Genomic DNA, 26,976 nt, shown 5'->3' with positions numbered 1-26,976 from the left:
GCCGCCTTGACGTTCTCGGTGTTGTCAGCCGCCTCGACGGGCGGCGTCCGGTCCGTTTCCGGGCCCTGGGGAGCGCTGTTCAACTGCTGTCTCCTGCTCTCAACTCGGTGGTGATCTGTCGCTTGCCGGAGACCGCCGCCTCGCCCAGCACGCCCGCCGACACCAGCGCCGCGAGGACCGACGCCTGGATCAGTACGGGCAGCGCGGCGGGCCGCAGCCCGGTCGGTACCGGCGCGCCGACCAGCGTGGACAGGTCGATGGCCGGGCCGAGCAGTGCGACGGCCGCCACCGCCACCAGTCCGCCGCCCGCCACCGCCGCCAGGGCCTGTGGCAGGGTCTCGGCCAGGATCAGGGCCAGCCCTTGCCGGGACCGCAGGCCCATGGTGCGCAGCCTGGCCAGCAGCGCGGCGCGTTCGGGTGCGGCGCGGACCAGCGTCAGCAGGACGGCCAGCAGCGCGAAGCCTGCCGCACCGGCCACGGTGGCCCAGAAGATCCGCTCGGGCGAGCGTTGCAGCGGGTCGTCGCTGAGCGCCTTGGCCGCCGCCGCGCTGGTGTGTGCCAGGTAGTTGTCGGCGGTCGAGGCGCCGCCGGCCCCGGCGTGTGTCGTGCTGGTGCGGACCAGGGCCCGCAGCTGCGCGTCGTCGACCGGGCCGAGGGCCAGCCACCAGTTGGGGTGGCCCAGCGACGGCAGTTGGGCGGTCGCCGGTCCGCTCGGAACCACGACGGTGGCCGTGCCGGATCCGGGGAGTGCGGGCGAACTGTCGACGACGTGGGTGACGGTGGCGCGCAGCTCGCCGTAGGGCAGCGAGAGGGTGTACGTCCCGGAGGTGAGCCCGCCGGCGAGGTCGGGGCTGACCAGGGAGGGGATCGGGGCGTCCGGTCCGCCGGTGCCGGCCAGCAGCGCCGGGTCGAACTGGCCGCGTCCGAGCGCGCGGGCCACCGCCGCGTACGCTACCGGGTCCGCGACGATCAGGGTCACCTGCATGTTCGTGTTGTTGGAGCCGATCAGGTTCACGCCGCTGTCTGTCCAGATAGTGGTCGAGGACCGGACGCCGGGCAGGGCGGCGGCCGCCTTGGCGAAGCCGTCGGGGAGCGAACTCCCCGACGGGGCGATCACCACGGCGTCGCCCCCGACGGACTCCCGGGCGGCCTGCGCCCGGCTCGTGTCCACCGCGTCCAGCACGGTGCTGCCGAATCCGGCGGTGGTGACCGCGAGCATCATCGCGAGCATCGGCAGTACGGACGGGCGGGGCTGTCGGCCGGTGCCCCGGGCGGCGCGGGCCAGGCCGAGGAAGCCGATCAGTCCAGGTCCCCGTCCGGCCGCGCGGGCCAGCACGCCGACCAGGAGCGGTTGCAGCCGGGCCAGCAGCAGTGCCCCGGCCAGGGCGAGCAGCAGCGGGGCGGCCACCAGCAGCGGGTCCAGTCCGTCGCCGGCCGGGGCGACCCCGCGTCGGCGGACCTCGGCCACCGCTGCCACGGTAACGGCGAGCAGCGCGAGTTCGGCCACCAGTCGGCGCTTTGCGCCGGCCACGCGCGGCGCGCTCAGCAGGACGGCGGCGCGGACGGGGAAGGCGAGCAGCGCGAGCAGCCCGGTGGCCAGGGCGGCGAGTACGGCGGCCGACCAACGCGGGGTCGGCAGGAGTAGTAGGGCGAGTAGGGTGCCGAGTGCGACGCCCGGCAGCACGCACACCGCGCTTTCGCCGATCAGCCGGCGCAGGATGCCGGTCCGCGACCCGCCGCGTGCCAGCAGCAGGCGCAGTTCCTCCGCGCGGCGGTCGCCCGCGAGTGCGGCGGCCAGGCACAGGACCACGGCGGCGACCCCGGCCACCCCGGCCGGGCCGATGGCGCCGAGCGGAGCGGCGGCGGCCTGCCTGGCCAGTGCCTGGTCGAAGAGGCCGGGCAGGTCGGAGCTGATGGACAGATCAGGCCGGCTGGTGGCCACGGCGAGCCGGGCGGCAGTGGGGCCGCTCGTGAACGAGGCGATCTTCGCCCGGGTCGTGGACAGCTGGTCGCTGTGGAGCCGGCCGGTGTCCACCGGCAGCCGCCAGAAGTCCTCCATGCCCTGGCCCCAGGACCCGACGTTGGAAAGAACCTCGGGTCCGGTCACGCCGGTCACCTGCCAGTAGTACCTCGGCGGATGATCCTCGTTGTGCTCCAGGCAGGCTTCGGTGGGGCAGGCGAGACCGGTCCAGAACACGTCCGCCGGATCGTCGGCCGTGTACAGCCCGACCACCTCGACCCGCATCGGGCCGGCCAAGGGGAAGCCCGGGCTGCCCGCAGTGCCGTCCAGTACCGAGCCCAGCCGCACGCCGATGGTGTCGGCGGCGCTCTTGGCCAGCGCGATCGGGATCGGCGGGTCGCCGCCGGTGTCGGCGCTCCTGTCGGGGGCGACGCCGGTCGGCCACTGCCCGGCCACCAGCTTGGCGTGCGCCGCGAGGTCGGCGACGTACAACAGACCGAGCTGGTCCTCGACGTCGAGGATGTGGAGTCCGGGGGTGGTCAGCGTGCGGGGCCGCAGACCCCGCGAGCCGTAGACCGGGCCGCTCGGGGCGAGCCGCCACGGGCCGTCGATCCCGGTGCGGAGCTTGGTCAGCACATAGGCCAGGCCTGCTGCGGTGTCCTGGCCGGGCTGCGGGCGCGAGGTGGCCAGCAGGCTGGTCGACGCCGGGCCTTTGCGGCTCAGGTACTGGCGCAGCGCCTGGTCGGCCCCCCGGTCGAGGGCGCGGGGCAGTGCGGCGGCCAGGAAGACGGTGCCGAACGCCAGGGCTGCGGTGAGCAGCGCGGCCAGCGGTGCGGCACGCAGCCGGGTCCGTACCCAGGGCGCCGGCCGCAGCGGCGCTCCGCCGCGCTGCTCCACGCTCTGTTCGGCCGGGGTGGTCATATCTCCTCCACGTGCCGCAGCCGCGCGGCCACGTTTCGAGAGCGGCGTCCGCTGATGAAGGCCGACAGCAGGGGTACGGCGGCGGTCGCGGCCGCCAGCGCGACGGCCTGGCCCAGTGGCAGGCCGACCAGGACGGGGGGGACCGGCCGCTGGGCCGCCGGGGTCAACACCACCAACGGGACGACCAGTTGGACGATCAGTGCACCCACCCCCAGCCCGACGGCGGTGCCGAGGGCGACCAGCAGGGCCTGTTCGGCGGCGGCCGTCCGTGCCACCCGCCGCCGTGGTGCGCCCAGGGCGATCAGGACGGCGAACTCGCCCGCCCGTTCGGCCGCCGAGGCGGCCGAGGCGGCGGCGAAGCCGATGGCGGCCAGCACCGCCGCGACCACGGCCAGTGCGGCCAGAGCGCTCTGCGGGGCGGCGCTCAGCGGGTCGTCGAGCAGCCCGGTGGCCACGTCGTCGCGCAGCTGCACGGTCTGCACGCCGGGGGAGGAGCGCAGCACGGCGGCGGCCTGTGCGGGGATCCGGTCCTGCGCGGAGGCGGCGGGCAGCCACCATTCGGTCGGGGTGGCGGGGTCCAGGCTGTCCGCCGCCAACAGCCGTTCGGTGGTGGCGAGATCGACGACCAGCGCGGTACTGCCGAGCACCGGCAGCGCGCCGACGGCGGCGGTGATCCGCACCGGGACCGTGCTGCCGCTCAACTGGACGTGGATGACGTCGCCGACCTTGGCGCCGACCGCCGTCAGGTAGTCGCGGGTGGCGAGGGCGGGCAGTGCTGCGGGGACCGCCGTGGTCTGGGTCGGGGTCAGTGTCACCTGCACCGCCTGGGCGGGGATGGGGCCTGCCTGGTAGCCGAGTTCGAGCAGGCGCTGCTGGTCCGCCGGGCCGCCGACCATGGCTGCGGTCCCCTGCGCGTCGTTGGTCTGCGCTGAGGAGACCGACCAGGTCGCTCCGTCGGGCGGAGCGACCTCGGCGGCCGGGCCGTCCGGGGTGTCGGAGACCGCGATCCGGTGCACCGTCAGCGTGCCGGTGACCGTCTCGCCGGTCTCCGTGAACGCGACGACCATCCCCGCCAGGCTCAGCGGGGCGGCGACGGACCCGAGCGGCGCGTTCGTCAGTGCGGCCAGGTCGGCCGAGACCTTCGCGTCGCCGTCGATGGGAAGGGCGGGCAGCGGAACCCGGTAGGTGACCCCGAAGCGGTCGCGCAGCAGCAGCCGGAGGTCCGGACGGCTCGACGGCGGTTCCAGGGGGCCTTCCCAGGCGGCCGCAGTGTGGCTCGTCAGTCTGACGCTCACGTCCAGGTCGATCCGGGTCGGCCGGCCGGGGAGCGGGAAGCCGACCCCGGTGCCGCTCGGCACCGGCCCCGCCAGCGGGCCGAACACCTCCCGGGTGCTCCGCCCGTCGAGCAGATCCGCCCGGATCGGCAGGTGCGCGACGGCGCCTGCCGCGTCCAGTGCGGCGAACTCCCCGGTCCGCCCGCCGGGCAGTGCCTGCTGGTTGCGGACGACGGGTATCAGGTGGTCGCCGCCGGGCAGCGACCCGTACATCCCGCCCTGCCCCAGCGCGGCCACCTCGGAGCCGGAGATCCGCAACCCCCCGGCGGTGGCGAAGTCGGCCTGGTCGCGCTGCGAGGCGGACCAGGCGGTGTGCTGACCGAGCGCCAGCACGCCGGTGGAGACGGCGAGTACGAGCAGCAGGACGGGACCGGTGGCCCGACCGGGCCGGCGGGCGAGTTGCCAGCCGACCAGGGCTGCCGACAGGCCCTGGCCCCGGGCCGCCAGCCGACTGCCGAGCCGGGCGACGAAGGGGAGGATCCGCAGCACGAGCAGGGTGCCCGCGCACAGCGCCAGCGTCGGGGTGGCGACCAGCACCGGGTCGATGCCGAGCTGCCCGGCGGCGTCGGTGGAGAGCCCGCCGCCGGTGTGCCCGCCGAGTTGCCGGTAGGCCAGTGCGGCGAGACCGAGCAGCGCGAGGTCCGCGCCGGAGCGGGCCGCGCCGGCCACCATCGCCTGCCGCCGGCCGGCCTTGCCGAGGGCGGCGGCGCCGACCCGGCGGAGCAGCGCCGGGAGGGTGGTGAGGGCGACACAGGCCAACGCGCAGCCGGCCGCCACCGGCCACAGGACCGAGGGGATCGACGTGTTCAGGGTGACCTGGGAGAGCGGTCCGTAGCTGCCCAGCAGGCGGATCAGCGGCGGGGTGAGCAGTGGCGCGAGCAGGGCGGCGGGCAGCGCGAGCAGTACCGCCTCGGTGGCTACGAGCGCCCCGAGCTGCCATCGGGAGGCACCACGGGCGGTGAGCAGGCTGTTCTCGCTCTCCTGCCGGGCCGACATCAGCTGGACGACCAGCAGCAGCGCGGCGGCGGCCAGCACGGCGAATTGCAGTGCGCCGATCAGCAGGGTGGACCGGGTGACCAGCATGCTCGACCTCAACTCGCCGAGCAGCACCGGGAGTTCGCTTCGCGCCTGGAGGTCGGCGGAAACCTTGAAGGAGGTCATCAGCGGGACGGCCCGGGCCCGCATCGCGTCGGCCTCGGCGGTCCGGACGGCGCTGAAGTCGGCGGTGAGCAGCCAGTTCCGGCCGTTCTGGATCAGCCCGCCCGAGGTGAATACGGAGTCGTCGACCAGCATCGGCCCGTAGCTGGTGAAGCCCTCCACCTGGATCTCCCGGCCGCCGAGCGGGTCGAGCCGCCAGTACGGCGCGGACCGGTCCGACGCCCGGTACACGCCGGTGATCCTGACGGTCAGCGGCCCGCCGCCGAAGCGGTCTGCCAGCTGCACCTGGGCGGGCAGCGCCCCGGGCGTGAGTCCGAGCCGCGCCAGCTCGGACTGCGGCACGGCCGTCTCGACCGGCGAGCCCGGGCCGGTGGCCGGCTGCGGCCAGTGGCCGGAGCTCAGTTTGACGTCACTGTGGTCGAAGGCGGCGAGCAGGGTGAGATCCGGGTCCTTGCCGGGGGGCTGCGGGCCGGGCAGGCCGTACGAGCGGCTGACCGAGACGCTCTGGACGGTGCTCGGCAGCGAGCCGAACAGCTGCCCGGCGAAGGTCCGTACGGCGGCGTCGTCCTTGGCGCGCCCGCCGGTGTCGTGGGTGCCGGTGACCAGCACGGCCGTCCTGGCGTGGTCCGGCCCCTGCAGTGCCCGGCGCAGCCCCGCCTCGCCCACGCTGCCGTTGAACGCCACCAGCGCGGTGAGCACCGCTGTCGTGATCAGTACCGTGAGCAGGATGGCGGACGCGAGCGGCAGCCGTCCGCGCAGTCGTCGGACGACGAAGCCGAGCATCCTGTTCCTCCCCCGGGGGCCGGCTGACCAGTCGCCGGGTTCCGGTGATGTTGTCAGATTTGATCAGTGGACGGAAGGGGCTTGTGCGAATCATGTAAGTAGTGAGCAAATTTGACGATCCGTGCCAAGTCGGCTGAGTCAGTCAGCCGAAGCCCGGAGTCGGCAACCCAAGTCCAGTCCCGCGAAGTTCGGCCAGTCCAGTCCAGTCCAGTCCAGTCCAGTCCGCCAAGTCCAGTCCCGCCGATCGGGGAGACCAGCATGACGCAGCAACAGGCCACCACCGCACCAGCTTCCATGGTGGTGATCGAGGACCTCCGGCGGAGCTTCGGCCAGGGGCCGCAGGCCGTGCACGCGCTGCGCGGGGTCTCCTTCTCGGCCGGGCGCGGTGAACTCACCGCGCTCAAGGGCCGGTCCGGCTCGGGCAAGACCACGCTGCTGAACCTGGTGGGCGGTCTGGACGCGCCCACCGGCGGCCGGATCGAGGTCGACGGCACTGACCTGGCCGGGCTCGGCGAGGACGGCCGGCTCGCGCTGCGCCGGGACCGGATCGGCTTCGTGTTCCAGTCCTTCGGCCTGATACCGGTGTTGACCGCCGCCGAGAACGTCGGCGTCCCGATGCGGTTGCGCAAGGTGCCCGCCAAGCAGCGCGAGGAGCGGGCCCGCACCCTGCTCGCCCTGGTCGGCCTGGCCGACCACGCCGAGCAGCGGCCGGGCGAACTCTCCGGTGGTCAGCAGCAACGAGTCGCCATCGCACGGGCGTTGGCCAACGAGCCGAGCCTGATCATCGCCGACGAGCCGACCGGCCAGCTCGACTCGGAGACCGGCCGCTCGGTCATGGAACTGCTGCGCGCGGTGGTCCGCAGCGAGGGCGTCACCGCTCTGGTCGCCACCCACGACCCGAGCCTGATGGAGCTGGCCGACCGGGTGATCGAGCTGCGCGACGGTCGGATCGCCGAGTAGGCGGGCGGGCCGGGCGGTCGTCGGGCGGTCGTCCGGACGGGTGAGCCGGAGAGCGCGGCTGCGGCCGTACGGGGGGTTCGGTGTCTAGCGTGGCGTGGCGGCCGACCACGCCCGCGGTCCCCCCGCTTCCACGTGACGTCCCGCGACCGACCAGGACGAGCCGTGGACTTCGGGGCCCTGGGGAGTGCTGTTCAACGGCTGTCTCCTGCTCTCAACTCGGTGGTGATCTGTCGCTTGCCGGAGACTGCCGCCTCGCCCAGCACGCCCGCCGAAACCAGCGCTGCGAGGATCGCCGCCTGGATCAGTACGGGCAGCGCGGCGGGCCGCAGCCCGGTCGGTACCGGCGCGCCGACCAGCGTGGACAGGTCGATGGCCGGGCCGAGCAGTGCGACGGCCGCCACCGCGACCAGGGCGCCGCCCGCCACCGCCGCCAGGGCCTGTGGCAGGGTTTCGGCCAGGATCAGGGCCAGCCCTTGCCGGGACCGCAGGCCCATGGTGCGCAGCCTGGCCAGCAGCGCGGCGCGTTCGGGTGCGGCGCGGACCAGCGTCAGCAGGACGGCCAGCAGCGCGAAGCCTGCCGCACCGGCCACGGTGGCCCAGAAGATCCGCTCGGGCGAGCGTTGCAGCGGATCGTCGCTGAGCGCCTTGGCCGCCGCCGCGCTGGTGCGTACCAGGTAGTTGTCGGCGGTCGAGGCGCCGCCGGCCCCGGCGTGTGTCGTGCTGGTGCGGACCAGGGCCCGCAGCTGCGCGTCGTCGACCGGGCCGAGGGCCAGCCACCAGTTGGGGTGGCCCAGCGACGGCAGTTGGGCGGTCGCCGGTCCGCTCGGAACCACGACGGTGGCCGTGCCGTATCCGGGCAGTGCGGGCGTGGCGTCGACGACGTGGGTGACGGTGGCGCGCAGCTCGCCGTCGGGGAGCGAGATGGTGTAACTCCCGGAGCTGATCCCGTTGGCGACGTCCGGGCTGACCAGCGAGGGGATCGGGGCGTCCGGTCCGCCGGTGCCGGCCAGCAGCGCCGGGTCGAACCGGCCGTGTCCGAGCGTGCGGGCCAGCGCCGCGTACGGTACCGGGTCCGCGACGATCAGGGTCACCGTCATGGTCGTGTGGGAGCTGTACAGGGGCTGGGAGCCATACGACCAGATACCGGTCGAGGACCGGACGCCGGGCAGGGCGGCGGCCGCCTTGGCGAAGCCGTCGGGGAGCGAACTCCCCGACGGGGCGATCACCACGGCGTCGCCCCCGACGGACTCCCGGGCGGCCTGCGCCCGGCTCGTGTCCACCGCGTCCAGCACGGTGCTGCCGAATCCGGCGGTGGTGACCGCGAGCATCATCGCGAGCATCGGCAGTACGGACGGGCGGGGCTGCCGGCCGGTGCCCCGGGCGGCGCGGGCCAGGCCGAGGAAGCCGATCAGTCCAGGTCCCCGTCCGGCCGCGCGGGCCAGCGCGCCGACCAGGAGCGGTTGCAGCCGGGCCAGCAGCAGTGCCCCGGTCAGGGCGAGCAGCAGCGGGGCGGCCACCAGCAGCGGGTCCAGTCCGTCGCCGGCCGGGGCGACTCCGCGTCTGCGGACCTCGGCCACCGCTGCCACGGTAACGGCGAGCAGCGCGAGTTCGGCGACTAGGCGGCGCTTTGCGCCGGCCACGCGCGGCGGGGCCAGCAGGACGGCGGCGCGGACGGGGAAGGCGAGCAGCGCGAGCAGCCCGGTGGCCAGGGCGGCGAGTACGGCGGCCGACCAACGCGGGGTCGGCAGGAGTAGTAGGGCGAGTAGGGTGCCGAGCGCGGCGCCCGGCAGCACGCACACCGCGCTTTCGCCGATCAGCCGGCGCAGGATGCCGGTCCGCGACCCGCCGCGTGCCAGCAGCAGGCGCAGCTCCTCCGCGCGGCGGTCGCCCGCGAGTGCGGCGGCCAGACACAGGACCACGGCGGCGACCCCGGCCACCCCGGCCGGGCCGATGGCGCCGAGCGGAGCGGCGGCGGCCTGCCTGGCCAGTGCCTGGTCGAAGAGGGTGGCCAGGTCGGAGCTGATAGTCAGATCAGGCCGGCTGGTGGCCACGGCGAGCCGGGCGGCAGTGGGGCCGCTCGTGAACGAGGCGATCTTCGCCCGGGTCGTGGACAGCTGGTCGCTGCGGAGTCGGCCGGTGTCCACCGGCAGCCGCCAGAAGTCCTCCATGCCCTGGCCCCAGGACCCGGCCCTGCTGAGGTCCCCGGGCCCGGTCATGCCGGTCACCCGCCAGTAGTACTCCGGTGGTCTGCCATCGGCTTCCAGGCAGGCTTTGGTGGGGCAGGAGAGACCGGCCCAGAACGCGTCCGCCGGATCGTCGGCCGTGTACAGCCCGACCACCTGGACCCGCATCTGGCCGGGTATGACGTAGTTCGGGTTGCTCGCGGTGCCGTCCAGTACCGAGCCCAGCCGCACGCCGATGGTGTCGGCGGCGCTCTTGGCCAGCGCGATCGGGATCGGCGGGTCGCCGCCGGTGTCGGCGCTCCTGTCGGGGGCGACGCCGGTCGGCCACTGCCCGGCCACCAGCTTGGCGTGCGCCGCGAGGTCGGCGAGGTACAACAGACCGAGCTTGTTCTCGACGTCGAGGGTGTGGAGTCCGGGGGTGGTCAGCGTGCGGGGCCGCAGACCCCGTGAGCCGTAGACCGGGCCGCTCGGGGCGAGCCGCCACGGGCCGTCGATCCCGGTGCGGAGCTTGGTCAGCACGCCGGGCAGGCGCGCTGTGCTCTCCTGGCCGGGCTGCGGGCGCGAGGTGGCCAGCAGGCTGGTCGACGCCGGGCCGCTGCGGCTCAGGTACTGGCGCAGCGCCTGGTCGGCCCCCCGGTCGAGGGCGCGGGGCAGTGCGGCGGCCAGGAAGACGGTGCCGAACGCCAGGGCTGCGGTGAGCAGCGCGGCCAGCGGCGCGGCGCGCAGCCGGGTCCGTACCCAGGGCGCCGGATGGAGCGGGGCTCCGCCTCGCTGCTCCACGCTCTGTTCGGCCGGGGTGGTCATATCTCCTCCACGTGCCGCAGCCGCGCGGCCACGTTTCGAGAGCGGCGTCCGCTGATGAAGGCCGACAGCAGGGGTACGGCGGCGGTCGCGGCCGCCAGCGCGACGGCCTGGCCCAGTGGCAGGCCGACCACAGTGCGGTGAGCACGGCTGTCGTGATCAGCGCCGTGAGCAGGATGGCGGACGCGAGCGGGAGTCATCCGCGCAGACGTCGGATGACGAAGCCGAGCATCCTGATTCCTCCCCCGGGGTCCGGCTGATCAGTCGCCGGATACGGGGTGATGTTGTCAGATTCGATCAGTGGGCGGAAGGGGCTTGTGCGAATCATGTAAGTAGTGAGCAAATTTGACGATCCGTGCCAAGTCGGCTGAGTCAGTCAGCCGAAGCCCGGAGTCGGCAACCCAAGTCCAGTCCCGCGAAGTTCGGCCAGTCCAGTCCAGTCCGCCAAGTCCAGTCCCGCCGATCGGGGAGACCAGCATGACGCAGCAACAGGCCACCACCGCACCAGCTTCCATGGTGGTGATCGAGGATCTCCGGCGGAGCTTCGGCCAGGGGCCGCAGGCCGTGCACGCGCTGCGCGGGGTCTCCTTCTCGGCCGGGCGCGGTGAACTCACCGCGCTCAAGGGCCGGTCCGGCTCGGGCAAGACCACACTGCTGAACCTGGTGGGCGGACTGGACGCGCCCACCAGCGGCCGGATCGAGGTCGACGGCACCGACCTGGCCGGGCTCGGCGAGGACGGCCGGCTCGCCCTGCGCCGGGACCGGATCGGCTTCGTGTTCCAGTCCTTCGGCCTGATACCGGTGTTGACCGCCGCCGAGAACGTCGGCGTCCCGATGCGGTTGCGCAAGGTGCCCGCCAAGCAGCGCGAGGAGCGGGCCCGCACCCTGCTCGCCCTGGTCGGCCTGGCCGACCACGCCGAGCAGCGGCCGGGCGAACTCTCCGGTGGTCAGCAGCAACGAGTCGCCATCGCACGGGCGTTGGCCAACGAGCCGAGCCTGATCATCGCCGACGAGCCGACCGGCCAGCTCGACTCGGAGACCGGCCGCTCGGTCATGGAACTGCTGCGCGCGGTGGTCCGCAGCGAGGGCGTCACCGCTCTGGTCGCCACCCACGACCCGAGCCTGATGGAGCTGGCCGACCGGGTGATCGAGCTGCGCGACGGCCGGATCGCCGAGTAGGCGGGCGAATCGGGGCCGTCCACCGGTCGTCCGTACGGGTGAGCCGGAGAGCGCGGCTGCGGCCGTACGGGGGTTCCGGTGTCTAGCGTGACGTGGCGGCGACCACGCCCGCAGTGACCACGCCCGCAGTGACCACGTCCACAGCGACCAGGTCCACAGTGACCACGCCCGCCACGTCGAGGAGAACGATCATGACGACGCCACTCACCCAGCTGACCGGCTCTTACGTCCTGGACCCCGCGCACACCCGGATCGGCTTTGTGGCCCGCCACGCGATGGTGACCAAGGTCCGTGGTGCGTTCAAGGAGTTCGAGGGCACCGCGCAGCTCGACGGCGCGGACCCGGCGCGGTCGTCGGCCACCGTGTCGATCAAGGCGGACAGTATCGACACCGGCAACGAGCAGCGGGACGGCCACCTGCGGACCAACGACTTCCTCGACGCCCCGAACTACCCACTGATCACCTTCGTCTCGACCGGCGTGGAGCAGCGGGGCGAAGGCGAGTTCCGGGTACACGGGGACTTGACGATCAAGGAGACCACCCGCTCGGTGACCATCGACGTCGAGTACACGGGCAATGCCCGCGACCCGTACGGCAACCTGCGGGTCGGCCTCGAGGGCAGTGTGGCCATCAGCCGCAAGGACTTCGGCATCACCTGGAATGCGGCCCTGGAGGGCGGCGGGGTGCTGGTCGGCGACAAGGTCGTGCTCGAATTCGACGTGTCGGCGATCAAGCAGGACTGAGCCCGCCGCCCACCGTTCCCCCTCTTCTCCGCCACGGCCGTAGCCGCTCACCCCGATCGCTGCTCCGGCCGTGGCCGGAGACCGGCGCGCCCGACGCTGTCTGCGGCCGCCTTCGGCCCTTGTCGAGCCCCGTTGCTCCTCGGGCCGCCCCGCCCGCCCGTGCGGATGTGACCTGGGCCATCCGCGCGCCCCCGGCGGCCCGTACCGACGTGACCTCCGGGTCCGGGCCCGCTCACCCTGTGTCGACAATGTGGCCGACGCCACGCCCCGCCCGCGGTGACCGGCGCCACATCCGGGTGCCCGGAGCGGCCCGGATCGCGGTGTTCTCGGTGCCCGAAACCCCGATTTACCACCGGTAACGCTGCCCTGACCTGCGACTTCCCCGCAAACCCTTGAAGCCGCCGAGAGCCGCCCGTAACTTCGAAACCAGAGCAGCGAGCACCGAACGGCTACGACAGAGCGAACGAGCCCGCCGCCCACCCCACATGAACAAGGCCCCCACGGGCCTGGTTCCGGCTGCCCACCCGGCACATCCGAGAGGACCCGCATGACCTTCCGTCACGAGACCACCTCCGCCACCGCCACCACCAGCAGCGCCACCCGCAAGCGCAACCGCCTGCGTACGGCCATCCTCGGCGGCGCCCTCGTCGTCCTGCCGGTCGCGGGTCTCGTCACGGCCACTGCCTCCTCCGCCGCCCCCGTCACCACCTGGGACAAGGTCGCCCAGTGCGAGAGCACGGGCAACTGGGCCGTCAACTCCGGCAACGGTTTCTACGGCGGCCTGCAGTTCACCCCCAGCACCTGGGCCGCCTTCGGCGGTACCCAGTACGCCGCGCAGGCCAACCAGGCCACCAAGGCCCAGCAGATCGCGGTCGGCGAGAAGGTCCTCGCCGCCCAGGGCCCCGGCGCCTGGCCGGTCTGCTCCGTCAAGGCCGGCCTCACCCGATAACCGGCGAGGCTCACAGGCACTGAGGCCCACGGCCTGCCCCAGAACAAGCGCCACCCCCGGCCCCGAGCCGCGCTGTCGAACCAGCGCGGCGGCGCCGAGGGTGGCATTTCTGCGCCCGGCCCTCTCCCGCAGCCGTCGGCCGGGAGAGAGGAGGCTCAGGAGTGGTACTCGGTGAGATCGATGGCGTGGACGCGCAGCGCGTAGCCGTACACCGGGTGCGTCGTCTCGTGCACGGGGACCATGCCCAGCTTGCGCATCACGTTCTCGGAGGCGTCGTTGCCCACCCGGGCGATGCTGATGACGCGGTCGAGGCCGCGATCCTCCAGCGCGAACTCCAGCGCGGCGTGGGCGGCCTCGGACGCGTAGCCCTGGCCCCAGAACTGCCGGCCGAGCCGCCAGCCGATCTCCACCTCGGACGGCAGCCCCGGCAGGGGCTCCGACACGGACAGGCCCGCGAAACCGGCCAGCTCGCCCGAGGCGAGCAACTCGATGGCGAAGAAGCCGAAGCCCTCCTCGTCCCACTCCTCCTCCCAGCGCTCGATGGCCTCCGCCGTCTGGTCCAGGTCGCGGACCGAGCCGTCGCCGATCCAGCGCATCACCTCGGGGTCCGCGTTGATGTCCGCCATGGGGGCGAGGTCGTAGTCGGTCCAGCGGCGGAGGAGGAGGCGGGGGGTGTGGATTTCGGTCATGTCGTCCATCCTCTCGAACGCGGGGGCCGCAGTGGTAATCGGTAGGTGGGGGCAAATGGGGGTCCCGCTGAGGCCGCTGCCCTGCTACAGTCGTCCAAGTTGCAGTTTTGGTTCCCATGAACTCGTGTGTGCGCCTGCTGGTTGTGACCGCAGGCGCATTTCTGTTTCCCCGGCTCTTCCCCGGGTGGGTCATCATCGCGGCGACGCGGCCCCGCGCAGCGCGGCGGCCGGTCAGCCCCTTGAAGGAGAATTTTTTTATGGCTAATGGCACTGTGAAGTGGTTCAACGCGGAAAAGGGCTTCGGCTTCATCGAGCAGGACGGCGGCGGCCCTGACGTCTTCGCCCACTACTCGAACATCAACGCCAACGGCTTCCGTGAGCTGCTCGAGGGCCAGAAGGTCGAGTTCGACGTCACGCAGGGCCAGAAGGGCCCGCAGGCGGAGAACATTCGTCCGCTCTAGTTTCACCTGCGCCGGCATCTGCCCGCAGTAGGAGCCCGCGCCGTGCCATCCGCACGGCGCGGGCCCCTGGCTCAGCCATCGGCGATCAACCCCCACGCGAGACGCACCGCGCCGCGATCCGGGGAGCGCCCGCTGTGACTGTTCACGGTTCGAGGTTTCCGCCACCGTCCTTCGGTGAGCGCCGACCGTAGGTGGCGTGCCGCACGGTTCACCCGTCCACGCACCGCTTCACATCTCTGGCTCGTTCGTGCGATCTCCGCCCTGCCCTGTGCCGCGGAGCGTTCCTCGTGACGTGCCGCCCTGAGGAAGGTTCTCGCATGACTCGTTCCAGTCGTTCGTCCTACCAGAACGCCAACTCCCGCTCCCGCTCCGGCGCTGCCGCCGGTGGCCGCTCCGCCGGGGGTGGCGGCGGTTACGGCGGCGCGCGCCCCGCAGGTGGCGGTGGTTACGGCTCGCGCCCCTCGGGTGGCGGCCGCTCGTCCTCCGGCCCGAGTGGCCGTCAGGGCAGCTCGGTGCAGGGCGAGTTCGCGCTCCCGGTCAGCATCACCCCCGCGCTGCCGGCCGTCGAGTCGTTCGAGGAGCTGGAGATGCCGGCGGCGCTGCTCGCCACGCTGACCCGCCAGGGCGTCACCTCGCCGTTCCCGATCCAGGCCGCCACCCTGCCGAACTCGCTGGCCGGCCGCGACGTCCTCGGGCGCGGTCGTACCGGCTCCGGCAAGACCATCGCCTTCGGCCTCGCGCTGCTGGCCCGCACCGCCGGTCAGCGCGCGGAGCCGCGCCGCCCGCTGGCCCTGGTCCTCGTCCCGACCCGCGAGCTCGCGCAGCAGGTCACCGAGGCGCTCACCCCGTACGCCCACGCGGTCCGGCTGCGGATGGCGACCGTCGTCGGCGGGATGCCGATCGGCCGTCAGGCGATGGCGCTGAACCGTGGCGCGGAGGTCGTGGTGGCCACCCCCGGGCGGCTCAAGGACCTGATCCAGCGCGGCGACTGCCAGCTGGACGGCGTGGCCGTGACGGTGCTGGACGAGGCCGACCAGATGGCCGACATGGGCTTCATGCCGCAGGTCACCGAGCTGCTCCAGCAGGTCGCCGAGGGCGGGCAGACGATGCTCTTCTCCGCCACGCTGGACCGTAACGTCGACCGCCTGGTTCGCCGGTTCCTCGAGGACCCGGTCACCCACTCGGTGGACCCGTCGGCCGCGACCGTCAGCACCATGGAGCACCACCTGCTGCACGTGCAGGGCCATGACAAGAACTCGGTGGTCGCCCACATCGCCTCTCGCGAGGGTGGCGTGATCATGTTCACCGACACCAAGCACGGCGCCGACCGCCTGGTGCTGGACCTGCTGGCCAACGGTGTCAAGGCGGCCGCGCTGCACGGCGGCAAGTCCCAGCCGCAGCGCACCCGCACCCTGGAGCAGTTCCGCCAGGGACAGGTCACCGCGCTGATCGCCACCAACGTCGCCGCCCGTGGCATCCACATCGACGGTCTCGACCTGGTCGTCAACATCGACCCGCCGAGCGACCACAAGGACTACCTGCACCGTGGCGGCCGCACCGCCCGGGCCGGCGAGTCCGGTACCGTCGTCACGCTCGTACTGCCCAACCAGCGCCGCGAGATGACCCGGATGATGGCCACCGCCGAGCTCACCCCCAACATCGTCAAGGTGCACTCCACGGACGAGGAACTCGCCCGCATCACCGGTGCCCGCACCCCCACCGGCGTGCCGGTCGTGGTGGCGAACCCCGTGATCGAGCGGCCGCGCCGCAGCGCCTCCTCCTCCGGCCGCTCCGGCGGCAGCCGGGGCCGCCGCGCGTACTCGGGCCGGGGCAACGGCTCGTCGTCCTCGTCCTCGGCCCCCCGCACGGGCGGGTCGGCGCGCGGCTCCGTCGCGGCGTAGTACGGCGCGTAGTACGGCGGCCGCCGCCGGACCCTTTCCAGGTCCGGCGGCGGCCGGAACGCGTTGCAGGGTCCGAGAGACCCTGTTGGGGGCATCCCCCCTCGGCTACCGGCTACCGGCTACCGGTCGGCCTGGCCGTCGAGCGCCCGGCCGCGGACCTCGATGGCCTTGACGACGGCGGCCATATCGGCGTCCGCGTAGCCGAGTTGATCGGTCTCGGCGAAGAGCGCCCGGCAGACGTCGAGCAGCGGGGCGGCGATGCCGGCCGTGGCGGCGGTGTCGGTGATCAGCCGGGCTACCTTGTGCGCGTCGGTGATCGACGCCTGGACCGAGAAGTCCTCGGCGGCCAGCTTGGGCGCCTTCAGCCGCATCGTCGCGCTCGCCAGTGGCCCCGCGCCGAGTACCGAGACCAGCTGGTCGAGATCGAGCCCTTGGCGGCGCGCGAACTGGAACGACTCGGCCAGCCCGGTCACCTGGGTGATCAGGAAGGTGTTGACCGCCAGCTTCATCAGCAGGCCGTTGGGCACCGGCCCGCAGAACGTGAGCTCACGGCACATCGGTTCGAGCAGCGGGCGCACTGCCGCCACGACCTCCGCCTCCCCGGCCAGCAGCCCGACCAACTCGCCGGCGGCGGCCTGGACGCTCGATCCGGAGACCGGCGCCTCGACGTAGCGACCGCCGGCGGCGCGGATCTGCGCCGCCAGCTCCTGCGAGTAAGTCGGCGCGAAAGTCCCCATGTTGACGATCGTGCGGTCGGCGACGCGCTCGGCGAAGGCCGGAGTCCCGCGACCGAGGACGGCGTCCACACCCGGGTCGTCGAGCAGCATCAGGATGACGACCTCGCAGCGGGCGAACACACTCGCCGCATCGGGGGCCACCTCGGCACCGGCCGCCGCCAGGGTGTGGGTCCGGGAGGCGGTGCGGTTCCAGACCAGCAGCGGGGTGCCGGCCTTCACCAGGTTGAGAGCCATCGGCTCGCCCATGACGCCCAGCCCGATGAAACCTATGGAGAGTGAACTCATGGGCAGAGCTTGGCATACCGACGGATCACCCGACCAGTACCCGGCGGGGCGGCCGAGACCCGCGCACCGCTCTCTCCCCGCCTCGGACGGCTTCGCACCCACGAGCTGTGCAGGAGGCCCCGCCGTCCTGCCCGTCCCCGGCTGACGTGGAGTCATGAGCGTTGGTCGGCCTGCTGGTCGGTCCTGTGCTGCGGTGACTCCTCGCCCGGGAAGAAGATCGCGCTCACCAGATGGGGGCTGCGGCCCGGCGAGGGCTTGTTGGCCGCCCTTGACGTGAAGACCTCGCGCAATGCGCCGACCATCTCGGCGAGTTCGTCGGGGTTGAGCCAGAGGGTGCCCTGCCGGTAGCCCACCGAGTCGGCGCCCGGGTCGGCTCCGTCCCGTTCGAGATAGGCGTTGAACTCGGTGAGCAGGGCGGCCATGGCGGCGGCGAACCCACGGCGGTGGTCGTCCAGGGACATCGACGTGGCCGCGTCGGCATCGATCGCCGCCCGGTCCCGGCGCAGCCGGTAGTGGCGTTCGACGGCACCGCGCACGCGCTGCTCCTCGGCGACCTCCAGCACTGCGCCCTCGACCAGCAGGGCGACGTGCCGGTACACGGTGGTCTTGGGGATGTCGGGCAGCCGGGCGCACAGCTCGGAGGTGGTGCGGGCACGTGCGCCGGACATGGCGTGCACGATGCGCAGTCGTACGGGATGCAGGAGTAGGTCTCGCGTGTCCACACCCCGACGATCCCATATTTGGTACTGTTCCCAAAGTTGGGAATGAACGAGAGGGGCTGGGAATGACCACGAACACCTCGACGGCGGCGGCTCGGCTGAGTGACGAGGCGGTGGTGCCGCTGCGCACGCTGGACCCGACCGGGCCGCTGGACGACCTGGAATGGCTGGACGAGGCGGTCGGCCAGGCGCGGGTGGTGGCGATCGGCGAGAGCGCGCACTACAACCGGGAGTTCTACCGGCTCCGCCACCGCCTGCTGCGCCACCTGGTCGAACGGCACGGCTTCAGTGCGTACGCGATGGAGAGCGGATTCGTCGAGGGACGGCAGGTCGACAGCTGGGTCCGGGGCGGTGGCGACCAGCTTGGTCGGGTGATGGCCAACGGCCTGACGTCGCTGATGGGGCTGTGGACGCAGCTGGGCGCCCAGCTGGAGTGGATGCGGGGGCACAATCGCACCGCCGAACACCCCGTCGGCTTCTACGGGATCGACCTGCCCGGCTCGATGGTGTCCCTGCTGCCCGGCCTGGACGTCGTACTCGCCTACCTCGCGCAGGCCGATCCCGAGTTCCAGGTCGATCCGGGCGTCCGGGAGACGGCCTCCGCCTGTGCTGCGGCCTCGGCGTTCTCCGCGCCCGCGGCCATCGCCGCCTATGGGGAGCTCGCGCCCGAGCGCAGGGACGCGCTGACGGCGAGCCTTGCCGAGCTGACGGCACGCATGGCGGGCCGGCGCCTCAGCTACCTTCGACGGACCACGCTCGACGCCTACGAGCACGCGCTGGTTTCGCTCCGCGTCACGGTCGCCCTCGACACGTTCAGCCGTGAGATGGTTCGCGGCGACCGGCAGGGGATGATGTTCAACCGCGACGCCACGATCGCGGACACGGTCGAGTGGATCCTGGGCAGGGAGGACCGGATCGTCCTCGCCGCCCACAACGGCCACATCCAGCGCTGGCCCGGTGCGATTCCCGGGACGGCCCCGATGACGCCGATGGGCATGCACCTCGCCGACCGGCTCGGTCCGGACTACCTGGTCATCGGTACGACCTCGGGGACCGGCGAGATCCTCAACACCGGGGCCGACTTCTATACCGGCACACTCTTCAAGCACCTGGACCCACCCCAGCCCGGCAGCCTCGACGCGCTCATGGCCGCCAGCCACGACGGACCCTTCGCGACCGACCTGCGGCGGCTGTCACCAGCCGACACCGAAGCCGTTCGGGCCGCCTCCCGACAGCGCGCGGGCATCGGCACCTTCTACTCCGAGGTGAGCCCGCTGGACGCCTACGACGTCATCGTGCACCTCTCCCACGTCACGGCGGCCGAACCCGACCCCGCCGCGCTCGCCCACTCCCCGCACGACGTCCAGGAGGTGTTCTCGCACTGGAAGCCGCAGTGACGCCGGGGGGCGGCAAAAGGCGAGGCAGCCGCCGGACCTCTCCCGGCCCGGCGGCGGCCGTCCGAACGCGAAGGTGTGGACGTCAGCCGAGGACGAGGCTGTCCGGCTGCGTCGGAGCCGAGTCCGCCGGACCGGCGGTGGCGGGGGCCGGAGCCGCGTCGCAGGTGAAGCCGAGGCGCACCAGCGCGCGTGTCACGTCCTGGGAGCTGAAGTCACGGCGGTCCTGCCGGGTGATCGCCTCGCCGACCTGCTTGACGGGATACACGCGACGGCCGATCCGAACCGACTCACCCGTGATCGCCTCGGGCTGGCGGCCCTTCATCAGCAGCTGCACCTCGCTCATGATGAGGTCGAATGAGTAGCCCGCGATGATGCAGCGCATAGTGCCTCAGCAGATAGAGAAGAAATATTCGGGATCCGATCATTTCACATTAATTAACCACGGGGAAGTGCTGAATTATTCCGCGAAAATCACCGCTCGCGATTTAATGATCACCGAATCCAGGGGCCATCCCGGAGATTCGCGTTGGTTCTCGCCTGCGAGACGGGGTTGGTCCCGCCGGGCGCGGCCGGTGGACAGCCCGCCTCCGCCCAGCGGCGCCCAGGGCTCAGGGGCATCCCAGTAGCTGGCTGCCGGCGGCCAGGCCGCTGCGCGCCGTGAAGAATTCGGTGAACCCTCGGACGAATTCCTCCTCGGTAACCCAGCCGTCCCCGTCCAGGTCCAACTGGCGGAAGCCGTGCGAGAGTTCGGCCGGGTGGACGCGGGAGCCGAAGAGCACGCGGTACTCGTCCGCGTCGAGGAAGCCGTTGCCGTCGGTGTCCGCCGCCCGGAAGACCGCCCGTACCGCGACCTGGAGGCCGCGTTCGAGGTAGGCCGGGTCGCGGTCGCAGTGGGCCACGGTGGCGGTCACGAACTCCTCCCGGCTGACCCGGCCGTCCCCGTCGGTGTCCATGGTGGTGCGGAGCTGCTCCCACCAGGTGGCGAACGCCGCGTAGACCTCCGCCTCGCCGCCGTCGGTGAGCTCCAGCTGCCAGCAGACGTTCTGTGCCATCGCCTGCAGGTCGTTGGCGTCGATGTAACCCTCGCCGGTCTGGTCGAGGACCAGGCTGAAGAACTGCCCGAGCTTGGGCCTGCGCGCGTCACGCCGCTGCTGCCGACCGCGCCGGGGCGCCGGCACGCGGACCTTCCCCGCCGCCACCGGCACGGGCACCGCAGCCGGGGCGCCGGCCGACCGGTAGCGCCAGCGGTCCGGCAGCCGCGTCATGAGCCGGCGCAGTCCGTGGTGCAGCACCCGGGAGAGCAGCGCGCTCCGCCACGTCCTGCGCAGCCCGAACCGCTCCCGGTACGCGGGCGGCAGATCCGCGAGGGTCAGCGAGGTCAGCACCGAGGCGACCACGGCCCGCAGTACGGGCCAGAGCGGGCCGAGCAGGCGCAGCCGTCGCGGCCGGGGAGCCTCGCGGAGCATGTCGTACAGCAGGTAGCGCACCTCCGGGCCGAACTCCAGCTGCTCACGCACGATCTTGTCGATGTATCCAGGGACGTCGGCGGCGGTAGCCGGCAGCACGCCCGGTGGCAGCCCGAACTCCGTGAGGATCGGGCCGAAATCGGCGTAGAGCCGCTCCAACTCCTGCGGGGTGTACGGGTTGCCGGACAGTTCCCGCATCGCCACCACCGATTCGTACAGCGTGATCAGGACCCAGGCCCGGGTCACCGGGTCCTCGGCCGAGTACGCGCGGCCGTCCCGGTCGGTGCCGCTGATCCGCTGGTGTGCCCGGTTCAGCCGGGCGATCTCCCGCCGCAGCGTCTCCTGGTCGGCGAAGACCAGCCGCCGGCCGCTCGCCATCGTGTGCTCCACCCTGCGCCAGGGGTGCGCGCGGTACGTGGAGTGCTCGGCCATGCCTGCGGCGACGACCGGGTGCGAGGTCTGCAGCACCAGCAGCCGCCAAGCGACGAGCCCGATGCGCCATTCGCTGAGGCCGCGCCGGAACAGCGGTTCGGGGTCCGTGCCGGGATGAGCGATGCTGTCCATGGACGAAACTCCTGGTGGGTGCCGGATGTCACCCCGATCTGCTCACTCCGGTCCGCCGGGAAACTCGAACGGAAACTAGTCATACCGCACCCGCCGGGCCGGCTCGGCGAGGTGCGTGCTGGACACCCGGCAGGCGCTCAGGTCGAGAAGGAGTCTCGGATCGCCTCGTCCAGCTCGTCCGAACCGCCCGCGACGACGCCGAGTTCGTCGCGGCACACCGAAGGGTCGAGGAACAGGTCCGACGTGAGCAGCGGACCGACCAGCCGGGCCGACAGCCCGGGCTCGAGCCGCCGGAGGCGGTGCTTCACGCCCACGCCGCGCATGGCCGCGTGCAACACGGACGCCGGCATCGAGTGGACCCGTACCGGGCCAGGACGGCCCGCCGCGAGGGCCATGCGTTCCACCAGCTGCGCCCAGCCCAGGTTCTCCGCCGCCACCGGGTAGTCACCGGCCGCGCGGCGCTCCACCGCCCCGGCGGCAGCCTGCGCCACCGCCCGTACCGGTACGACGGCCGTCCCGCCGGGAGGCGCGAACAGCGGCAGCCGGGAGCGCAGCAGCGGCCCGGCCGGCGCCCACAGCGAAGGCCGGCCCGGCGAGGCGCCGAACACGAAGGGGATCTCCAGCACGGCGACCGGCAGCTCCGGCCCGGCCGCCCGGCGGGCGGCCGCCGCCTGCTCGACCCGGCTCCGGATGTACGGATGCCGGTTGGCGAGCGCCAACTGCGGGCGCTGCCGGTCGATGGCCGTGAAGTACGAGCCGAGCACCACCAGGCTGCGGCACCCCATCCGCCGCGCCGCCGCCGCGAGTCGCTCCACCGGCGCCACGTTGCCCTGGTGGAAGTACGGCGCCGCAGGCGCGGGCGGCACCGTACGGTCGTCCCGGCCGGCCGCGAAGACCACGGCGTCATGGCCCGCCAGCAGCTCGGCCCACCCGTCCTCGTCCAGCTGCTCCGTGTCCCCCCGGACCAGCTCGTGCGTGGCATCCTCGACAAAGCATCTGCGGCTCAACACGGAGACGCGGTAGCCACGTTGGAGCAACTCCGCCACCACGTACCGCCCGATGAACCCTGTCCCGCCGACCACCAGGGCCCGTCTTGCGTCCATGCCCCCAGCCTTCCACCCGGCCCGGTGCGCAGGGCGGGTACTCCGCATTCGTGACCGATCGGTGATCATCGGACGTGCCGGTTCGTACTGGGTAAGCCTCAGGCCGGGTTGGTGAGGTGGGTGCTGAGCCACTCGAGGCAGGCGGGCAGCAGTCTGACCCAGGTGGTGAAGTTGTGGCCGCCGGAGTCGACCGTCGCCTGGGCGACCGTCATCGGGGGGTGCACGGCGGCGGCGAAGGGCTGGGAGTCGGCGTACGAGGTGCCGTCCGACTTGCTGTTGGCCAGCATGACCGAGACCGGTGGCGGCGGGAGGTTGGCGAGCCGCCAGTTCAGGTCGGCCTCGTTGCGGCGCTGCTGGCTGCCGCCGAAGAGGTCGCCGGTGGTGAAGTCCTCGGCCGCCTTGAAGTAGCCGGAGAGCGAGGCGGCCGTGGTGAAGACGGTGGGGTCGGTCATGGCGAACTTCAGCGCGCAGTAGCCCCCGGTGGAGTCGCCCGCCGCACCCCAGCTCCCGGCGCCGCCGAGGACGCGGTACGACGCCTGGACGTCCTGCGGAACGTCCTGGGTGAAGTAGGTACGGGCCTGCGGGCCGCCCGGGATGTCCTCGCACTCGCTGTCCCTGGGCATCGAGGGGGAGGGCCGCATCAGGATCTGGACCACCGGTCTCATCCGGCCCTGGTTGATCAGTTGGAGCTCGATGGACGGGTAGTCCAGCTTGGTGACCAGGTTCTTGGCGTCACCGGGGAAGCCGGTCAGCACGGCGATCGCGGGGAACTTCGTCGCCCGGTACGCGGGCTGGAAGTACTGCGGCGGAAGGTAGACGTAGCCGTCCGTGGAGAGTTTGCTCAGCGCCCCGGGGATCCGCACCCGCTGCAGCGCGCCGACCTTGACCGGGTCCTGGCCGGCGCTGCCCGTGCCCGGTACGGTCTCGGTGCCGAGTGTCTGCACCCCGGCGGGAGTGACCGGCTTCGCCGTGGAGGTGCCGGGGCTCGGACCGGTGCCGGGGGCGGCGCTCGGGCCGGCGCCGACCGCGCCCTGGAGGTTGACCGGACCCTGGTTGCCCGTACCCAGCAGGTCGGACCAGCTGCTGTAGAACACGAACGAGTTGTTGACCAGCAGGCCGATCGTGCAGAGCACGGCGAGCTGGGTGACCACGATGGTGCCGAGCCTGGCGAACACCGCCGGCCAGCTGCGGTACGCCAGCCGGGGCCAGATCCACACGGTGCCGAGCACCGTCAGCGCGGTGATCACTATCGACAGTGCCAGCACCTTGTGGCTGGTCAGACCCATGGGTCCGGTCGCCCCCGTCCGTTCGCTCGGTGTGTCCCTGTCCAGGGTGCACCAGAGGTCCAGGGTGCACCAGGGGCGAGTGGGCCGCAGGGACGGACACTCCGGCGTGATCCCGGCGCGGCGCGGCCGGGCCCGGCGTGGCTATGCGTTGAGCGTACGCTTGACTGTCGATCATATCGACGTGAACTCCCGGACAATAAAGGCTACTTGGGGCAGTCAGCGGGCTCGTGCGGTCTTGCCGGGACGGCCCGGCGCGCCGGAGTCTGAGAGGGCGCGACGCACCGCGACAACCGGACCGTCGACGTCACGCTGCACTTCGGCGACCCGGGGCCGGGCTTCACCCCGAACTGCCCGCCGGAGCGGGCCCGGGGCCGAGGCCGGGCCTGGTACCGGGGCGACTGCCACCTGCACACCGTCTACTCGGACGGCCGCCGCCTGCCCGAGGAGGTGGCCGCCGGTGCGCGGGCGGCGGGCCTGGACTTCATGGTCTCCACCGACCACAACACCCCCGCCTCGCACGGCGCCTGGGGCAACTACGCCGGGCCCGACCTGTTGATTATCACGGGCGAGGAGATCACCACCCGCAACGGCCACTGGCTCGCCCTCGGCCTCCCGCCCGGCGAGTGGGTCGACTGGCGGTACCGCTCGCGCGACGAGGCGTACGCGCGCTTCGTACGCCAGGTGCACCGCTCGGGCGGCCTGGTCGTGCCCGCGCACCCGTACTGCCCGTACGTGGCCTGTCAGTGGAAGTTCGGGTACCAGGACGCGGACGCGGTGGAGATCTGGAACGGACCCTGGACCTACGACGACGAGTCGGCCGTGGACACCTGGGACGCGATGCTCGGCGACGCCCTGCGCCACGGCCGTCCGTGGCTGCCCGCAGTCGGCAACAGCGACGCGCACAGCGTGCCGCAGGTCATCGGCGCTCCGCACAACGTGGTGCTGGCAGCCGATCTGACCAGGGACGACATCCTCGACGGACTGCGGGCCGGCCGCAGCTGGCTCGCCGAGTCCGCCGCCGTGCAGCTCGACTTCGCCGTCACCGGTCACGGTCGGCAGGCCGGGATCGGGCAGACGCTGACCGTCCCGGCGGACGCCTTCGCCGACGTCCGGCTGACGGTCGCCGGGGTCCCCGGCGGCACCGTCCGGTTCATCACCGACGAGGGGCAGACGCACCAGGAGTCGCTGCCCGCCTCGGGCTCCGGCACGGTGACCTGGCGGGCCACCGCCTCGCTCGCCTCCTACGTCCGCGCCGAGGTCCGGCACCCCGACCCGGACGGCACACCGGGCCACGGCAACTCGACGGGCCCGGCCCTGCCCTGGGGACCGATGGCGGCGATGACCAACCCGGTCTTCCTGCGGGCCACCGGCTGACCGTCGCTGCCCGCCCCACACCAGGTCCGGGTGTGGGGGAGCGGCGGACGGTGCAAGGTGGGAGACGTGGGTATGAGACGGGCGCTGGCGGACCTGCGGGAGTCATGGAAGACGGGGCATCTCCTGGTGCTGCTCCCGCTGGCGTTCATCGTGCTGATCTCCATCGCCGACATCTCCTCCCCGTCCGACATCCACCTCGGCCCGCTGCTGGTGGTCGCCCCCGCCATCACCGCCTCGTTCGCCGGCTCCCGGCTCACCGCGCTGATCGGTGCGGCGGCGGTGGCGGCGCAGGTGGTGATCGGGACGCTGCACGGCGGCCTGGGGACGGCGAACCACGAGACGCAGATCGCCGCGCTGCTGGTGGTCTCGGCGGTCATCGTCTTCTACTGCCGGGTACGGGAGCGGCGCGGCCGCGAGCTCGCGCAGGTGCGGACGGTCTCGGAGGCGGTGCAGCAGGTGCTGCTCCGCCCCCTGCCGAACCGGCTGGGCCCGCTCCGGGTGGCCACCACCTACCTGGCCGCCGAGGACGAGGCCCTCGTCGGCGGCGACCTCTACGCGGCCGCCCGGACCGGCTCCGGCACCCGGCTGCTCATCGGCGACGTCCGTGGGAAGGGACTACCAGCCATCGGCGACGCCGCGCTCGTGCTCGGCGCCTTCCGCGAGCTGGCCCACCACCACGCCGGCCTGGTCGACCTGGCCGTCGGCCTGGAAGCCAGCTTCTGCCGCAACCTGGCCGAGCTGGCCGACACCGACGAGGAGCTCCGGGAGCACTTCGTCACGACCCTCCTGCTGGACGTGCCCGACCTGGAACCCGTCATCCGGATCACCAACTGCGGACATCCCCCGCCGCTTCTGCTGCGCGGCGGCCAGGTCCGCACGCTGCACGCCACCCGGCCCGCGCCGCCGCTGGGCATGTGCGGCATCCCCAACATCGTCTACTACACGGACACCTTCGCCTTCGAGCCCGGCGACACCCTGCTGCTGCACACCGACGGCATCACCGAGGCCAGAAACGCCGAGCGCGCGTTCTACCCGCTCGCCGACCGGGTGGTGCTCTGGCCGGGCGCGGGGCCCGAGGCCCTGCTGCACCACCTCCGCCGCGATCTGCGCGCGTGGGTCGGCGGCCCGCTGCGGGACGACGCGGTGCTGATCGCGCTCCGCCGCGTTTCGGCCTGACCCGGGGGCGTTCGCGCGCCACCGGGTCAGGCCGCCCAGGGTCAGGCCGGCTGGACCAGGCCCGCGACGAGGGCAGCCGCGCGTACCTGGGTGGTGAACAGGTGGTCGAGGGTGGTGGCGTCCAGCCAGTTGAAGTGGCCGTACACCTCGAGTGACACGAAGCCGTGCAGCGTCGACCAGGTGAGCAGCAGGACCTGGTAGATCTCCGGGGCCAGGCCGTCGGCGCAGTGCTCCGTCTTCTCCGCCAGGGTGCCCGCTGCCGCCGGGACGGCCGGGGCGGCAGGGGCGACCAGCGGGGGGCCGAGGCGTCCGAGCCGCGCGGTGTCGGTGACCAGGGCCGCGAGGTGGTCCAGGGCCCGCTGTCCGGCCTCGGCGGTCGGGCCGTCCGGCGGGGCCTGGTAGCTGGGGACGGGTACTCCGAAGATCAGCGCGAAGCGCTGCGGATCGCCGAGTGCCCAGGAGCGGTAGGCCGAGCAGATGGCCAGGAACCGGCCGCCCAGGTCGTCGGCGGGTACCGACTCCTGGGCGCCGGCCAGTGCGGCGGCCAGGCTGTCGAAGGAGTCGGCCACCAGGGCGGTGAGCAGCTCGTCGCGGTCGGCGAAGTACCGGTACAGCGCCGGGGCCGTGATGCCCATCAGCCGGGCGATGTCGGTGAAGCGCACCTCGGCGGTGCCGGACTCCCGCATCAGCGTCAGCGCCGTCTGCTTGATCTCCTCCACCGTGGCCGCCCTGACGCGCTCCCTACGGCTGTGCACAGTCGTGGAATCCGTGGGCATGGCGGCTCCGTTCTCCGGCCGCTGTGATCCGGGGCACAGGGCGTTGACAATCCGTATGCCACATCATAAGT

21 protein-coding genes are annotated in these 26,976 nt (G+C 72.7%); 9 read left to right on the top strand and 12 right to left on the bottom strand.

What is annotated here, in order from left to right:
• Positions 1-79: 79 nt before the first annotated feature.
• On the bottom strand, positions 80-2,881 hold the full coding sequence (locus tag P3T29_RS15085; protein ID WP_280716942.1) for a hypothetical protein: 2,802 nt from the start codon (positions 2,879-2,881) through the stop codon (positions 80-82).
• Positions 2,878-6,156: an FtsX-like permease family protein gene (locus P3T29_RS15080; protein ID WP_280716941.1), complete on the bottom strand. Its 3,279-nt coding sequence runs from the start codon at positions 6,154-6,156 to the stop codon at positions 2,878-2,880. Before P3T29_RS15080 ends, P3T29_RS15085 begins: the two co-directional genes overlap by 4 nt.
• A 258-nt stretch (positions 6,157-6,414) precedes the next feature.
• On the opposite strand from P3T29_RS15080, the gene P3T29_RS15075 reads away from it, so the two are divergent.
• Positions 6,415-7,116, top strand: a complete 702-nt coding sequence (locus P3T29_RS15075; protein WP_280716940.1) for an ABC transporter ATP-binding protein — start codon at positions 6,415-6,417, stop codon at positions 7,114-7,116.
• Positions 7,117-7,307: 191 nt separating this feature from the next.
• Here the strand turns inward: P3T29_RS15075 and P3T29_RS15070 are convergent, their stop codons facing one another.
• Positions 7,308-10,103, bottom strand: a complete 2,796-nt coding sequence (locus P3T29_RS15070) for a hypothetical protein (protein ID WP_280716939.1) — start codon at positions 10,101-10,103, stop codon at positions 7,308-7,310.
• Positions 10,100-10,234: a hypothetical protein gene (locus P3T29_RS15065; protein WP_280716938.1), complete on the bottom strand. Its 135-nt coding sequence runs from the start codon at positions 10,232-10,234 to the stop codon at positions 10,100-10,102. The genes P3T29_RS15070 and P3T29_RS15065 overlap by 4 nt, the downstream gene beginning before the upstream one ends.
• A gap of 343 nt (positions 10,235-10,577) precedes the next feature.
• Between P3T29_RS15065 and P3T29_RS15060 the strand changes: the two genes are divergently transcribed.
• The 3 genes from P3T29_RS15060 (at position 10,578) to P3T29_RS15050 (ending at position 12,971) form a co-directional block, all read left to right on the top strand.
• On the top strand, positions 10,578-11,279 hold the full coding sequence (locus P3T29_RS15060) for an ABC transporter ATP-binding protein (RefSeq protein WP_280716937.1): 702 nt from the start codon (positions 10,578-10,580) through the stop codon (positions 11,277-11,279).
• A 191-nt stretch (positions 11,280-11,470) separates the two neighbouring features.
• Positions 11,471-12,022, top strand: coding sequence for a YceI family protein (locus P3T29_RS15055; RefSeq protein ID WP_280716936.1), 552 nt, complete (start codon positions 11,471-11,473; stop codon positions 12,020-12,022).
• Positions 12,023-12,569: 547 nt separating this feature from the next.
• Positions 12,570-12,971 carry a transglycosylase family protein gene (locus P3T29_RS15050; RefSeq protein WP_280716935.1) on the top strand — a complete coding sequence of 134 codons (402 nt, stop codon included), beginning with the start codon at positions 12,570-12,572 and terminating at the stop codon, positions 12,969-12,971.
• A gap of 155 nt (positions 12,972-13,126) precedes the next feature.
• On the opposite strand, the gene P3T29_RS15045 is transcribed toward P3T29_RS15050, so the two are convergent.
• Positions 13,127-13,660, bottom strand: coding sequence for a GNAT family N-acetyltransferase (locus P3T29_RS15045; RefSeq protein ID WP_280716934.1), 534 nt, complete (start codon positions 13,658-13,660; stop codon positions 13,127-13,129).
• Between the two features lie 257 nt (positions 13,661-13,917).
• Here P3T29_RS15045 and P3T29_RS15040 point away from each other — a divergent pair, with 257 nt between their 5' ends.
• Positions 13,918-14,121, top strand: coding sequence for a cold-shock protein (locus P3T29_RS15040; protein ID WP_031068443.1), 204 nt, complete (start codon positions 13,918-13,920; stop codon positions 14,119-14,121).
• A 317-nt stretch (positions 14,122-14,438) separates the two neighbouring features.
• Positions 14,439-16,022 (top strand): DEAD/DEAH box helicase, encoded by a 1,584-nt coding sequence (locus P3T29_RS15035; RefSeq protein WP_280716933.1) that lies wholly within the window; start codon positions 14,439-14,441, stop codon positions 16,020-16,022.
• A gap of 119 nt (positions 16,023-16,141) precedes the next feature.
• On the opposite strand, the gene P3T29_RS15030 is transcribed toward P3T29_RS15035, so the two are convergent.
• Together P3T29_RS15030 and P3T29_RS15025 are read right to left on the bottom strand one after the other, a co-directional pair.
• A complete protein-coding gene (locus P3T29_RS15030; protein WP_280716932.1) occupies positions 16,142-17,044 on the bottom strand; it encodes an NAD(P)-dependent oxidoreductase in 903 nt (300 codons plus the stop codon).
• Between the two features lie 152 nt (positions 17,045-17,196).
• On the bottom strand, positions 17,197-17,766 hold the full coding sequence (locus P3T29_RS15025; protein ID WP_280716931.1) for a helix-turn-helix domain-containing protein: 570 nt from the start codon (positions 17,764-17,766) through the stop codon (positions 17,197-17,199).
• A 62-nt stretch (positions 17,767-17,828) separates the two neighbouring features.
• Here P3T29_RS15025 and P3T29_RS15020 point away from each other — a divergent pair, with 62 nt between their 5' ends.
• Positions 17,829-19,160, top strand: a complete 1,332-nt coding sequence (locus P3T29_RS15020; RefSeq protein WP_280716930.1) for an erythromycin esterase family protein — start codon at positions 17,829-17,831, stop codon at positions 19,158-19,160.
• 82 nt (positions 19,161-19,242) lie between these two features.
• Here the strand turns inward: P3T29_RS15020 and P3T29_RS15015 are convergent, their stop codons facing one another.
• The 4 genes from P3T29_RS15015 to P3T29_RS15000 all read right to left on the bottom strand — a co-directional run bounded on the left by P3T29_RS15015 (position 19,243) and on the right by P3T29_RS15000 (position 23,579).
• The gene (locus tag P3T29_RS15015) at positions 19,243-19,542 is read right to left on the bottom strand and encodes an SCO5918 family protein (protein WP_280716929.1); all 300 of its coding nucleotides are present in this window, start codon (positions 19,540-19,542) and stop codon (positions 19,243-19,245) included.
• Between the two features lie 226 nt (positions 19,543-19,768).
• Positions 19,769-21,190, bottom strand: coding sequence for an oxygenase MpaB family protein (locus tag P3T29_RS15010; protein ID WP_280716928.1), 1,422 nt, complete (start codon positions 21,188-21,190; stop codon positions 19,769-19,771).
• 137 nt (positions 21,191-21,327) lie between these two features.
• Positions 21,328-22,293: an NAD-dependent epimerase/dehydratase family protein gene (locus P3T29_RS15005; RefSeq protein ID WP_280716927.1), complete on the bottom strand. Its 966-nt coding sequence runs from the start codon at positions 22,291-22,293 to the stop codon at positions 21,328-21,330.
• Between the two features lie 98 nt (positions 22,294-22,391).
• Entirely contained in the window at positions 22,392-23,579 is a 1,188-nt protein-coding gene (locus P3T29_RS15000; protein WP_280716926.1) for an alpha/beta hydrolase-fold protein, read from the bottom strand.
• Positions 23,580-23,888: 309 nt separating this feature from the next.
• Between P3T29_RS15000 and P3T29_RS14995 the strand changes: the two genes are divergently transcribed.
• Complete coding sequence (locus tag P3T29_RS14995) at positions 23,889-24,953, top strand: CehA/McbA family metallohydrolase (RefSeq protein WP_280717004.1); 1,065 nt, start codon at positions 23,889-23,891, stop codon at positions 24,951-24,953.
• Between the two features lie 72 nt (positions 24,954-25,025).
• The gene (locus tag P3T29_RS14990; protein ID WP_280717003.1) at positions 25,026-26,129 is read left to right on the top strand and encodes a PP2C family protein-serine/threonine phosphatase; all 1,104 of its coding nucleotides are present in this window, start codon (positions 25,026-25,028) and stop codon (positions 26,127-26,129) included.
• A 41-nt stretch (positions 26,130-26,170) separates the two neighbouring features.
• On the opposite strand, the gene P3T29_RS14985 is transcribed toward P3T29_RS14990, so the two are convergent.
• Positions 26,171-26,905, bottom strand: coding sequence for a TetR/AcrR family transcriptional regulator (locus tag P3T29_RS14985; RefSeq protein ID WP_280716925.1), 735 nt, complete (start codon positions 26,903-26,905; stop codon positions 26,171-26,173).
• Between the last annotated feature and the right edge of the window lie 71 nt (positions 26,906-26,976).

Origin of the sequence: Kitasatospora sp. MAP5-34 (assembly GCF_029894335.1) — a bacterium.
Taxonomy (GTDB): Bacteria; Actinomycetota; Actinomycetes; order Streptomycetales; family Streptomycetaceae; genus Kitasatospora.
This window is presented reverse-complemented; position numbering and strand designations above follow the sequence as displayed.